General features: G+C 66.4%; 13 protein-coding genes. 10 read left to right on the forward strand and 3 right to left on the reverse strand.

Annotated features, from left to right (window positions below; genetic code table 11):
- The first annotated feature begins 64 nt into the window (after positions 1–64).
- The 10 genes from NFX52_RS18225 (at position 65) to NFX52_RS18270 (ending at position 9,478) form a co-directional block, all read left to right on the forward strand.
- Positions 65–1,270 carry an HD-GYP domain-containing protein gene (locus tag NFX52_RS18225; protein ID WP_055394699.1) on the forward strand — a complete coding sequence of 402 codons (1,206 nt, stop codon included), beginning with the start codon at positions 65–67 and terminating at the stop codon, positions 1,268–1,270.
- Positions 1,271–1,594: 324 nt separating this feature from the next.
- On the forward strand, positions 1,595–2,188 hold the full coding sequence (locus NFX52_RS18230; protein ID WP_055394697.1) for a glutathione peroxidase: 594 nt from the start codon (positions 1,595–1,597) through the stop codon (positions 2,186–2,188).
- Positions 2,189–2,432: 244 nt separating this feature from the next.
- Entirely contained in the window at positions 2,433–3,752 is a 1,320-nt protein-coding gene (locus NFX52_RS18235; RefSeq protein ID WP_055394695.1) for an NAD(P)/FAD-dependent oxidoreductase, read from the forward strand.
- On the forward strand, positions 3,749–4,540 hold the full coding sequence (locus NFX52_RS18240) for a DUF1365 domain-containing protein (protein WP_055394693.1): 792 nt from the start codon (positions 3,749–3,751) through the stop codon (positions 4,538–4,540). Before NFX52_RS18235 ends, NFX52_RS18240 begins: the two co-directional genes overlap by 4 nt.
- A 26-nt stretch (positions 4,541–4,566) precedes the next feature.
- Positions 4,567–5,790 (forward strand): SAM-dependent methyltransferase, encoded by a 1,224-nt coding sequence (locus tag NFX52_RS18245; RefSeq protein ID WP_055394720.1) that lies wholly within the window; start codon positions 4,567–4,569, stop codon positions 5,788–5,790.
- Positions 5,791–5,879: 89 nt separating this feature from the next.
- The gene (locus tag NFX52_RS18250) at positions 5,880–6,377 is read left to right on the forward strand and encodes a chalcone isomerase family protein (RefSeq protein ID WP_055394691.1); all 498 of its coding nucleotides are present in this window, start codon (positions 5,880–5,882) and stop codon (positions 6,375–6,377) included.
- Complete coding sequence (locus NFX52_RS18255) at positions 6,374–7,669, forward strand: MFS transporter (RefSeq protein ID WP_055394689.1); 1,296 nt, start codon at positions 6,374–6,376, stop codon at positions 7,667–7,669. Before NFX52_RS18250 ends, NFX52_RS18255 begins: the two co-directional genes overlap by 4 nt.
- A gap of 26 nt (positions 7,670–7,695) precedes the next feature.
- A complete protein-coding gene (locus NFX52_RS18260) occupies positions 7,696–8,238 on the forward strand; it encodes a DUF3833 domain-containing protein (RefSeq protein WP_055394687.1) in 543 nt (180 codons plus the stop codon).
- A complete protein-coding gene (locus NFX52_RS18265) occupies positions 8,235–9,017 on the forward strand; it encodes an SDR family NAD(P)-dependent oxidoreductase (RefSeq protein WP_055394685.1) in 783 nt (260 codons plus the stop codon). Before NFX52_RS18260 ends, NFX52_RS18265 begins: the two co-directional genes overlap by 4 nt.
- Positions 9,018–9,022: 5 nt before the next feature.
- Complete coding sequence (locus NFX52_RS18270) at positions 9,023–9,478, forward strand: nuclear transport factor 2 family protein (RefSeq protein WP_055394683.1); 456 nt, start codon at positions 9,023–9,025, stop codon at positions 9,476–9,478.
- 30 nt (positions 9,479–9,508) lie between these two features.
- On the opposite strand, the gene NFX52_RS18275 is transcribed toward NFX52_RS18270, so the two are convergent.
- From NFX52_RS18275 to NFX52_RS18285, 3 genes are read right to left on the reverse strand one after another with little or no spacing between them, the layout of a single operon-like run.
- On the reverse strand, positions 9,509–10,414 hold the full coding sequence (locus NFX52_RS18275; protein WP_055394681.1) for a sugar phosphate isomerase/epimerase family protein: 906 nt from the start codon (positions 10,412–10,414) through the stop codon (positions 9,509–9,511).
- A gap of 15 nt (positions 10,415–10,429) precedes the next feature.
- Positions 10,430–11,329, reverse strand: coding sequence for a VOC family protein (locus NFX52_RS18280; protein WP_055394680.1), 900 nt, complete (start codon positions 11,327–11,329; stop codon positions 10,430–10,432).
- A gap of 36 nt (positions 11,330–11,365) precedes the next feature.
- Positions 11,366–12,229 (reverse strand): shikimate dehydrogenase, encoded by an 864-nt coding sequence (locus NFX52_RS18285; RefSeq protein WP_055394718.1) that lies wholly within the window; start codon positions 12,227–12,229, stop codon positions 11,366–11,368.
- Positions 12,230–12,261: the final 32 nt, after the last annotated feature.

Consider the following 12,261-nt stretch of genomic DNA (forward strand, 5'->3'; position numbering starts at 1 on the left):
GGCAATCCCCGGGGTTGCCCCGGCTTAGCCGGGCGTGTGGCCGTTAGATAATGTAACGACCACCATGAACCTCGTCAGCCTGAACATCGAATCCATCCAGTTGGGCCACCCTCTGCCGTTTGTGCTGCGGGGTGCTGATGGCGTGTTGCTGGCGCAAAAAGGCTATGTCATCCGCACCCGGGAAGAGCTGGCCAAGATGGTGGGCCGGGGGCGGCAGCTGTGTGTGGATACCGATGAGTCCGGTGACAGCCACCGGGCCTATCTCGCGCAATTGCAGCGCATGCTGATCGCCGACACCAACCTGGGCGAAATTGCCGCGATGAAGATGACGGCGGCCGACGACGCAGGAGGGCGGGGCCGCACTGGCAAGACGCTGCCTGACTGGCCCGAACTGCAGTTGCGTGCCACACAGTTGCTGCGTGCACCTTCGCCCGCTGATTTTGGCGGGCGCTTCCAGACGCTGCACGACGAGCTGGCCCGCCACTGCGAGCAGACGCCCGACGCGACGCTGCTGGGCCTGATTTACCTGTCTGCGCAGGAAACGCGCATGTACAGCGCCACGCATTCGATGCTGGTGTGCTGTGTGTGCATGGTGGTGGCGCGCGAGATGCTGCGCTGGCCCGCCTCCCGTGTGCAGCAGCTGGGCCACGCGGCGCTCTCCATGAACATAGCCATGTCCGAGCTGCAGGACCAGCTGGCCCAGCAGACCCATCCGCTCACCGCCCAGCAGATTGCGGCGGTCGAGAGCCATGCGGAGCGTTCCGAGGCACTGCTGCGCACGCTCGGCGTGGCCGACCCGGTGTGGCTGGAGGCGGTGCGCTGCCACCACCACCGCACCCCCGGCCCGCTGGCCAAGAAGACTGAGGCCCAGCAAATGGCCCGCCTGCTGCAGCGTGCCGACATTTTTGGCGCCCGCATGGCACCTCGCGCGGCCCGGTTGCCCATGCCCGTCACGGCGGCCATGCAGGCCAGCTACTACGACGAAGAGCACCAGGTGGACGAGGCTGGTGCCGCGCTTGTCAAGACCCTGGGTGTATACCCGCCCGGGGCCTTCGTGCGGCTGGCCAGCCAGGAGGTGGGCGTGGTCGTTCGCCGGGGCACCACGGCCACCACGCCCAAGGTGGCGGTGGTGACCAACCGTGACGGCATGCCCACGGGCGAGCCCATTCCGCGTGACACCGGCATGCCCCCCTGGAAGGTCACGGGCGTGGTGGCTTTCAAGGACGTGAGAGTCAAGCTCTCGCTGGACCGCCTGCTCAACCTGGTCTGACCCCGCGCCGGGCTGCGGGCGCATCCCCCCACCTGCAGCGGGAGGGCTGGCACAGGCCCACGCCAACCAACGGCGTCCAGCGCCACTGGCGGGCAGCTTGTGCCCAGAATTCCCCCTCTCTTGCCACCACGATGGCAAACCTTCAGCCGTGCGACACCTGTCGCCCCGTTCCCGAGCGCGCCCGCAATACCCATTTCTTTTTGCAGGACTTTGAATCCGAGCGGTTCGCATTCTCGTAAACCAATCAGTCCAAATAAAAACTCATGTGGACAAAAAATGATGGAATGGTTAAATTGCCCATACCCCCCTGCGATCCCAAGTCCTATGAACACCTCTAACAGACGCTTTCTTTCGGCCGCCAGCCTTTTGTTGCTGGTCGCGGTGGCGGTCGGCTATGCCCCCCCGGTCCGCGCGGCGGGTTCCGAAAACTGCCCGGCCACGCTGCAGCACACGTTTGCGAGGTTGCAGGACGAAAAGCCTCAGTCGCTGTGCCAGTACAGCGGCAAAGTGGTGCTGGTGGTGAACACGGCCAGCTTCTGTGGCTTTACGGGCCAATACAAGGGCTTGGAGGAGCTGTACGCCCGCTACAAAGACAAGGGCCTGGTGGTGCTGGGCTTTCCGTCCAACGACTTTGCCCAGGAAAAAGGCAGCAACCAGGAGATTGCCGCCTTCTGCGAAAACACCTTCGGGGTGAAATTTCCCATGTTTGCCAAGAGCAGCGTGAAGGGCCCCGAGGCTTCGCCGCTGTTCCAGCAACTGGCGCAGCTGTCGGGCACAGCGCCGCGCTGGAACTTCCACAAATACCTGCTGGGCCGCGACGGCAAGCTGGTGGACAACTACTCCAGCCTGACCGCCCCAGACAACAAGGGCCTGGTGCGGGCCATCGAACAACTGCTGACCCAGCCTGTGCCCCGGTGACCGCCATGACTTCTTTACATTTCTTGAAAAAAAATACAGTGGGCCTCTGGAACTTCGCCAGCGTGACCCCACTCTATCCATTGCGCAAGACGATTGCGCAGCGTACAGTTTTAACGTTGCGAAGCCTTTCGGGCCCTCGGGTTCCGACTGACCTCCTGGAGCGCTTCTCCTCCCTCCCTCTCTTATTCGTTTCGGGACGCTTCGCAACCTTTTTATTCCGTGCACCGGCCAGAGGGAGCTGGTCATGAAAATCGCCATCATCGGCTCCGGCATCTCGGGGCTCTCGGTCGCGCACCAGCTGCGCGGCCAGGCGGACATCACACTGTTTGAGGCAGGCGACTACTTCGGCGGGCACACCCACACGGTCGATGTCACGCTACCCGATGCCTCGGGCACCCCCGTCACCCACGGTGTGGACACCGGCTTTCTGGTGTTCAACGAGCGCACCTACCCCCACCTGATCCGCCTGCTGGCCGAGCTGGGCGTGGAGACCGCCAAGTCGGACATGTCGTTCTCGGTGCAGGTGCCGGGCGCCCTGAGCGGCCCTGGCGGTGGTCGCGCGCTGGAGTGGAGCGGCACCAACCTCAGCACCGTGTTTGCCCAGCGCTCCAACCTGGTCAACCCCCGTTTTCTGGGCATGCTGCGCGACCTGCTGCGCTTCAACAAGCTGTGCACGCGCATTGCAGAGAAACAGGCCGAGGCGGCGCTGATGCAGCCGCTGGGCGACTTCTTGCGCGAGCACCGCTTTGGCGATGCGTTCCGCGACTGGTATTTCTTGCCCATGCTGGGTTGCATCTGGAGCTGTCCCACCGACCAGATGCTGAAGTTCCCCGTGGCCACCATGATCCGGTTCTGCCACAACCACGGCCTCATCCAGGTGAGCAACCGCCCGCAGTGGTGGACGGTGTCCGGTGGCGCACGGCACTACGTGGACAAGATCGTGGCGGGCATTGCCGACAAGCGCCTGAACACCCCCGTGCGCCGCATCGAGCGCGACGCTGCCGGTGCGCGCGTGATGACTGCGGGCCATACCGAGCACTTTGACAAGGTGGTGCTGGCCACGCACTCCGACCAGTCGCTTGCGCTGCTGGCCCAACCCACTACCCAAGAACGCGCCGTGCTCGGCTCGATCCGCTACCAGGCCAACCGCGCCGTGCTGCACACCGATACGTCCGTGCTGCCCGAGCGCCGCGCCGCTTGGGCCGCGTGGAACTACGAACGTGCCCCGCAGCGCAGCCGCGAGTCGGCCCGCGTGTGCCTGCACTACCTCATCAACCAGCTGCAGCCCGTGCCCTTTGCGCAGCCCGTGGTGGTGTCGCTGAACCCGGTGCGCGACATAGCGCCCGAACACGTGATCGGCAGCTACGAATACGCCCACCCGGTGTTCGACATGGCCGCCATCCGCGCGCAGCAGCAGGTGGGCAAGCTGCAAGGGCAGCAGCACACCTGGTTCTGCGGCGCCTGGACGGGCTACGGCTTCCACGAAGACGGCCTCAAGTCCGGCCTGGCCGTGGCCGAGCAACTGCTGGCGGCCCTGCCAGCGCCTTTGGCGGAGGCTGCGTGAGCCACGCCGCAGCCCCACCCGCAGCGCCCCTCATCGGCTTCGGCCAGGTGCGCCACACGCGGCTGCGGCCTCGGCGGCATGCGTTTGCCTACCCCACGTTTTTCCTCATGCTGCCCATGCGCAGCCTGCCCGGCCTGGGCAGCGCGCTGGCGGTGAACCGGCGTGGCGCCATCAGCTTCCATGACGTGGACCACGGCGACGGCCGCAGTGCCGCGCAGGGCGGTGCGCTGGCTTGGCTGGACGAACTGCTGCGCACCGAAGGCGTCACCGACGCCACGGGCGAGGTCTGGTTGCACTGCTATCCGCGCGTGCTGGGCTACACCTTCAAGCCCGTGAGCTTCTGGTACTGCCACCGCAGCGATGGCAGCCTGCGCGCCATCGTGGTGGAGGTCAACAACACCTTTGGCGAGCGCCACTGCTACCTGCTGGATGCGCCGCAGTACGGCGTGGAGCAGCAGGCGCGCAAGGTGTTCCACGTCTCGCCGTTCTGTGAGGTGAACGGGGGCTACCGCTTTCGCTTCATGCGTACCGAGGCGGGGGCACAGGACGCGGGCCGCACTGTGGTGCGCATCGACCACGACGACGACACCGGCCCACTCATCCAGACCAGCGTGAGCGGCACCTTGCAGGCCATCACCCCGCAGACCCTGCGCCAGGCGCTCTGGGGCTACCCCGCCATGACGCTGGCCATCATTGCCCGCATTCACTGGCACGCGCTGCAGCTGTGGCTCAAGCGCGTGCGTTTCCACCGCAAGCCCGAGGCGCCTGCATCCATCGTGACCCGCTGAATTCCATGACGAACGAGAACGCCGCCATGAACTCCACCACTGCCCCCCGCACCGCCCTGGCCCTGCCCGCAGGCACCCCCGCTGCCGCCCGCACGGCGCTCAAGCTGCTGCAGCGCCTGCAGCATGGCCACCTCACGGTGCAGCTGCCCGACGGCACGCTGCAGCACTTCGGCCACGGTGATGGCCCCTCGGCGGCCATCACGCTCAAGAACTGGAACGTGTGCAGTGCCGCACTCCGGTCGGGCGACATCGGCTTTGCCGAGAGCTACATCGCGGGCGACTGGACCACCCCGCACCTGACCGACCTGCTCAAGCTCTTCATCGCCAACCGCCAGCAGGTGGAAGGCGTGATCTACGGCACCTGGGCCGGGCGTCTGCTGTATCGCATCAAACACCTGCTCAACCGCAACACACGCGCCAACAGCCAGAAGAACATCCACGCCCACTACGACCTGGGCAACGCGTTCTACGAACTCTGGCTGGACGACACGATGAACTATTCGTCCGCCTGGTTTGAGGGTGATGCAGGCGGCGACATGCGCACCGCCCAGCACGCCAAGGTGCGCCGCGCGCTGCGCATGGCCGGGGTGCAGCCAAATTCTCGGGTGCTGGAAATTGGCTGTGGCTGGGGCGCGCTGGCCGAGATGGCGACCGTGGAATTCGGCGCCCACCTGACGGGAGTGACACTCTCCACCGAGCAACTCGCATTCGCGCAAAAGCGCATGGCACAGCAGGGGGTGGCCGAGCACGCCGACCTGCGCCTGCAGGACTACCGCGACATCCAGGATGGCCCGTACGACGCGATCTGCTCCATCGAGATGGTCGAGGCCGTGGGCCGCGAGTACTGGCCCACCTATTTCCAGTCGGTGAACCGCCTGCTCAAGCCCGGCGGCAAGGCCTGCATCCAGAGCATCGTGATCGATGACAGCCTGTTCGAGCGCTACATCAGTTCCACGGATTTCATCCAGCAGTACATCTTCCCCGGAGGCTGCCTGCCGTGCCCGCGCGAATTCCGCCGTGAGGCCGAGGCGGCAGGCCTGCGCGTGGTCGACGAGTTCGCGTTCGGCCAGGACTACGCCGAAACCCTCAAGCGCTGGCGCGAGCGCTTTCTGGCGCAGCGCACGCAGATCCTGCAGCTGGGGTTTGACCAGCGCTTCCTGCACATCTGGGAGTTCTACCTGGCGTACTGCGAAGCGGCATTTGCGATGAGCAACATCAATCTGGTGCAGTACACGCTGGCGAAGGATTGAATGCTATGAAAAACATAGCTGCAATCGCTTTATGGATAAGCGCTGGAGCCTTTTTTTATTCAAATTCCGCTATCGCGCAGGCCGTGCCGATGGCCCAAGCGGCAGAGTCGGCCACCGCCACGCCCCTGTCAGGCGTGCGCCTGGCGGGCCAAGGCGTGCTCCGGTTTCTGGGCTTCGAGATCTACCGCGCCCGCCTGTGGGTGCAGCCCGGCTTTGATGCAGACAACTACGGCGCCCAGCCGCTGGCGCTGGAGCTGACCTACCACCGCGACTTCACGGCCGAGGCCATCGCCAAACGCTCGCTGGAAGAGATGCGCCGCGTGGGTAGCTTCACGCCCCAACAGGCCACGCGCTGGCAGCAGGCGCTGAAGGCCGCGTTGCCGGATGTGAAGTCAGGCGACCGCCTGCTGGGTATTCACCAGCCGGGCGTGGGTGCGGTGTTCAAGATGGCGGGGCGTGTCGTCGGTGAGGTGCCGGACGCCGAGTTCTCGCGCCTGTTCTTTGGCATCTGGCTATCGCCGCAGACCTCCGAGCCCGGCCTGCGCCAGGAACTGCTGGCCGCCACCCGAACTGCAGGCCAACCATGACCTCCACGCAGCCCATCCGCGCCAGCGCAGGCCTGGCCTATGGGCTGCTGGGCCTGCCGCTGGCGTTTGTGGCGCTGCCGCTGTATGTGCTGCTGCCCAACCACTACGCGCGCGAGTTCGGCATGCCGCTGGCCACTCTGGGCGCTGTGCTGCTGGCCGCGCGGCTGTTCGATGCGTTCACCGACCCGCTGCTGGGTCGCCTGGCCGACCACCTGTTTGGCCGCTCGGTGCGCGCCGTGCTGGCGGTGGGCGCGGTGTCGGCGGCGGTGCTGGCACTGGGGCTGACCAGCCTGTTCTTTCCCCTGGTGCGCGGAGCCGATGCGCTCGTGGCCTGGGCGCTGGTGGCGCTGCTCATCACCTACGTCGCCTACAGCCAGCTCAGCATTGCGCACCAGTCCTGGGGTGCGCGCCTGGGCGGCGACGAGCTGCAGCGTGGCCGCATCGTGGCCTGGCGCGAGGGTGCTGCACTGGTCGGCGTGGTGCTGGCATCGGTGCTGCCCGCGCTGCTGGGCCTGCCGGTGATGCTCAGTGTGTTTGCCATCACCCTGCTGCTAGGCTGGTGGGCCTGGACCAGAGCCCCGCGCCCCGCAGCGCATGCGGGTGTCGCCGTGGCCGGTGTGTACCGCCCCCCGCAGCGCGCCAGCCTGTGGCGGCCCTGGGGCCGCCCTGCCTTCCGCCGCCTGCTGGCGGTGTTCATGCTCAACGGCATTGCCAGCGCCATACCGGCCACGCTGGTGCTGTTTTTTATCCAGGACCGGCTGCAGGCCCCGCCCGCGCAGGAGCCCATGTTCCTCGCGGCATATTTCGTGTGCGCTGCGCTGTCCATCCCGCTGTGGCTGCGTGCCGTGGCGCGCTGGGGCCTGGCGCGCACCTGGTTGGCGGGCATGCTGCTGGCGATTGCCGTGTTTGTGTGGACTGCGTTTCTGGGCACGGGTGATGTGGTGCCGTTCCTCGTCGTCTGTGCGCTGTCCGGCGTGGCCCTGGGCACCGACCTGGCCCTGCCCAGCGCCTTGCTGGCTGGCGTGATTGCCGCCGAGGGCGACAGTGGCCAGCACGAGGGCGCGTACTTTGGCTGGTGGAACTTTGCCACCAAGCTCAACCTGGCACTGGCGGCAGGCCTGGCGCTGCCCCTGCTGGGATGGCTGGGCTACAGCCCCGGAACGCGAAGCGATGACGGTTTGCAGACCCTCGGCCTGGCCTATGCGGTGCTGCCCTGCGTGCTCAAGTTCACCGCTGCGGCCGCGCTCTATCTCCTCATTCTGCGGCGCCCGCGTGGCGCGGCGATTGTTTGAATTCGAACCGACCAAGGCCCACCACCATGATGCAAAGACGTCTCCTCCTTTCGGCCGCTGTGGCCGCACCCGTGGTGCTGTCTGGCTGCGCCAGCCAGAACCTCGATGGCTACGCCAGCGAAAAACCGGTGCTGGACCTGGCCCAGTATTTCAACGGCAAGATCGACGCCTACGGCATCTTCCAGGACCGCAGCGGCCAGATCGTCAAGCGCTTCACCGTGGTCATGGACTGCAGCTGGAAAGGCAACGAGGGCGTGCTGGATGAAGCCTTCACCTACTCCGACGGCACCACACAGCGCCGCATCTGGCGGCTGACGAAGCATGCCGACGGCCGCTACACCGGCACCGCCGACGATGTGGTGGGCGCGGCCAACGGCCAGACGCGCGGCAACGCCTTCCGCTGGAACTACACACTGGCCCTGCCTGTGGATGGCAAGGTCTACAACGTGGACCTGGACGACTGGATGTACCTCATTGATGACCGCGTGATGATCAACCGCGCCACCATGAGCAAGTTCGGCGTGCGCCTGGGCGAGATCACCCTGTCCTTCACCAAACGCGCACCATGAGCCTCAATCCTCCCCTGCGCGACTGGCATGGCCGCCGGGCCTGGCTCATCGGGGCCAGCAGCGGCATTGGCCGGGCCACAGCGGCAGCGCTGCATGCGCGCGGCGCGCAGGTCATCGTGTCGGCGCGCAGTGGTGATGCGCTGAACGCCTTTGCCCGGCAGCACCCCGGCAGCACGGCGCTGGCTTTTGACACTGCCGAACCGGCACAGGTGCAGGCCGCCGCCGCGCAGGTGCTGGCGGGTGGTGTTCCCGACATGGTGTGCTATTGCGCGGGCTACTACCGCGACATGCGCGCCACCGACTTCGATCTGGACGTGATGCTGCGCCACGAGCAGATCAACTACAACGGCGTGCTGCATGTGCTGGCTGGCATGTTGCCCGCCATGCTGACCGCAGCGCAGGCCGGGCGCCCGGGCCATGTGAGCCTGATCAGCAGCGTGGCGGGCTTTCGGGGGCTGCCCAAGAGCCTGGCCTATGGCCCCACCAAGGCCGCGCTCATCAACCTAGCCGAGGCGCTCTACCTGGACCTGCATGACCTGGGTATGGGCGTGAGCGTGATCAACCCGGGCTTTGTGGCCACGCCGCTCACGGCGGGCAACGACTTCACCATGCCGGCCCTCATCTCACCCGAAGCTGCGGCGGCTGCCATCGTGCAGGGCTGGGAGCGGGGGCATTTCGACATCCACTTTCCCAAGCGCTTCACGCGGGTGATGAAACTGCTGCGTGTGCTGCCGTATCGGTGGTACTTTCCGGCGGTTCGAAAATTCACAGGTCTTTGAACGGTATGCACCCACCGGAAACCACGATCGCTACAGAAGAAGCCGTTACGCGCGTCATTGCGTTCTTTGAAAACCTGTCGCCCGCCGATGTGGCGACCATCGGCCAGTTCTATGGGCCTCAGGCGCGCTTCAAGGATCCGTTCAACGAGGTGGTGGGCGTGCCTGCCATCCAGGGCATCTTTGCCCACATGTTCGAGGCACTGGAGCAGCCGCGTTTTGTGGTCACCGGCCGCGTGGTGCAGGGGCAGCAATGTTTTCTGACCTGGGACTTCCTGTTCGCCTTCAAGGACTTCCACAAGGGCGTGACGCAGACGGTGCGCGGTGCCTCGCACCTGGTGCTGGACGAACAAGGCCTGGTGAGCTTGCACCGCGACTATTGGGACGCTGCCGAAGAGCTGTACGAAAAGCTGCCCGTGGTGGGCGCACTGATGCGCTGGCTCAAGAAGCGCGCCAACAGCTGATCGTTGGCCGCTGCCGCTTTGACGCGTTGGTCACGCCAGGGTCTTGATGCGCGGGTGTCCGGGCAGCGGCACGGCGCGCTGCAGCACCCCCTCCGCCAGCCACAGCGCACTGTTCCACGCGCGTTGCGCCACATAAGGCAGCGGCAGCTGCTGGTAGTCGTCGTTGAAGACCTCAAAGCTGTAGTCGCCCTGGTAGCCCATGCCATCGAGCGTGCGCACCAGCTCGGCGAGGGCCTGGCTATGCACGCCCTCGCCAGGGAACACGCGAAAGTGCCGCGCGGTCTCAATGCGCTCCTGCACCGTGCGGGTCTCCTGCCACATGAAGTCCGACAGCTGCACCAGATAGATCTTGGCGGGGTCCACGTCTTCCAGGGCCGAGAGTGGCGTGCTGGTGGCGAACTGGTGGTACGAGTCGATGGCCAGACCGAGGTTGGGGCAATCGGCCTGCTCCACCGCGGCCCAGGCCTGGTGCACTTCGTTGATGTGGCGGCCCCACGAGAGGCCTTCAAACGCTACACGGATGCCATGGGGCAGCGCCAGCAGCGCAAGCTTGCGCAGGTCGCGTGCAATGGCCTCGGCATCCGCCGTGGCGTGCGATGACGTGGAGCTGCAGGCCAGCAACACGGGCGCGCCCAGGTCGCGCGCCATCAGGATCATCTGCTTGGCAATGTCCACCTTGTAGCTGTGCAGGTGGCCCGACAGGCCCTCGAAGTCGCGCAGCACCTGGAAACCCGTCACGCGCAGGCCGCTGTTGCGCACCGCGTGCACAGCGGCTTCGATGCCCTCAGGATGGCCCACGATGTCGCGCGCGGCCAGCATGATCTGGCCGAAGCCGGCGGCTTTCACGGCGGCCAGCTTGGCCTCCAGTGGGCCCGCCAGGCTGATGGTGTCCATTCCGAAATCGGCGACGTTGCGTTGCATGGTGGATTGGCGCATGGGCGGTCTCCAGGCTCAGCGGGCGTCGAGCACCAGCTCGAAGCTGGGCGATGCGGTGTCGGCGCGCGTGAGGGCACCGCGCGTGCCGGTGTGCACGCCCGTGGGCGACTCGACAAACTCCACGCTGCGCGCACGCAGCGCTTGCACCGTGGCCAGCACGTCGGGTGTGCCAAAGGCCACGCGCTGCAGCAGCTCCTCGGGGTCGGCATCCAGCGCATCGACCAGCGGTTCAATCAGCTGCCAGTGCAGCGTGCCGCAGGGGCTGGCCAGGATGCGGCCATGGGTGAGCACGCCAAACGACTGGTCGGGTGCCAGCTCGGCAAAGCCGAACAGCTCGCTGTAGAAATGGATCCAGTCCGCCGCGCGGCCCAGGCCGATGTATTGCACCACGCCAAACAGATGCAGGCCCTGCAGTGCGGGCGGGCGCGGGCTGACGGTGGGGATGGGCACAAAGTCCACGTCGTAGATCGAGAACTCCTTCCAGCGGTCCACAAAGTAGATTCGGCTCGCGCCCACGCCGTGGATGGCGGGGATGTTCAGCTCCATCACCTCGACCTCGGTGTGCACCGCCCAGGCGCCCAACTCAAGCACGCGGCGAAATGCTGCGGCTGCGTTGCCCACGCGGAAGGCGATGGCGGCCAGCACCGGTGTTTCCGTGAGTGCGGGTGGCGCATGCACGCCGGTGCGTTCGGTGTCCTGGTGCGCGTTGACGATGATGTTCATGTCACCCTGGCGGTACAGCAGCACCTCGCGCGAGCGGTGGCGCGCCACGGGCTGAAAACCCATGCGCTCCAGCGCCTGGCCCAGCGCCTGCGGGCGGCTGGTGGCGTATTCGATGAACTCGATGCCCTGCAGGCCCAGGGGGTTGGGCATGTCGCCCAGCGCTTCGCGGGTGGCCACCATCGGGGTGCTCATGGGTTCAGCTCCTTGTGTTGTCGTGCGCGGAAGGGGTCAGCTGGCGCTGCTGACCAGGCGGCGGAAATGCGCGTCCATGCGCGCCGCATCCGGGGCCTCGCCGGTGAACAGCTCAAACGCCCCCACGGCCTGGCCCACGGCCATGCCGCCGCCGTCCGATACCCGGCAGCCCAGCGCGCGCGCAGCCTGCACCAGGGCGGTGTCGAGCGGGAAATACACGACTTCGGACACCCACATGGCGGGGCGCAGCAGGCCCACATCCAGCGGCAGGCCTGGCAGCTTGTCCATGCCCGTGGGCGTGGCGTGGATCAGGCCGGTGGCGTTGGCCATGGCCGAGCGGATCTCACCGGCCTCGGCGCGCGCGCCATAGAGCGCATTCACGTCGGCGGCCAGTTGTGCGGCGCGTTCGGGTTGTGCATCGACGATGCTCAGATGCTGTGCACCCAGGCGCAGCACGGCGTGTGCAATCGCAGCACCTGCGCCACCCGCGCCCAGCAGTACGACGCGTCGCAGGTCAGCGCCGGGCAGTGCGCGGGTAAAGCCCCAGGCCCAGCCCGATCCGTCGGTGTTGTGTCCCACGAGTTTTCCGCCCTGGATGACCACGGTGTTCACGGCGCCCATGGCGCGCGCTTCTTCCGACAGGCTGTCGAGTTGCGGGATCACCGCCTGCTTGCAGGGGTAGGTCACGTTGCAACCCGCATAGCCCATGATGCGCGCCGCCGACAACAGCGTGGGCAGATGCTCCGCCGACGAAGCAGAGCGGTCCAGGTCGATGAGCTGGTAGTGCAGGCGCATGCCGTGGTGGCGTGCTTCTTCTTCGTGCAGGGCCGGCGACAGCGACTTCTGGATGCCGGCGCCGATCAGCCCGATCAGCACCTTGCGGGGGCTAGTGGAAGACATGGTGGACGTGGTGGGGATGACCGGGGGATCGA

The organism is Acidovorax facilis, assembly GCF_023913775.1.
GTDB lineage: Bacteria > Pseudomonadota > Gammaproteobacteria > Burkholderiales > Burkholderiaceae_C > Acidovorax > Acidovorax facilis.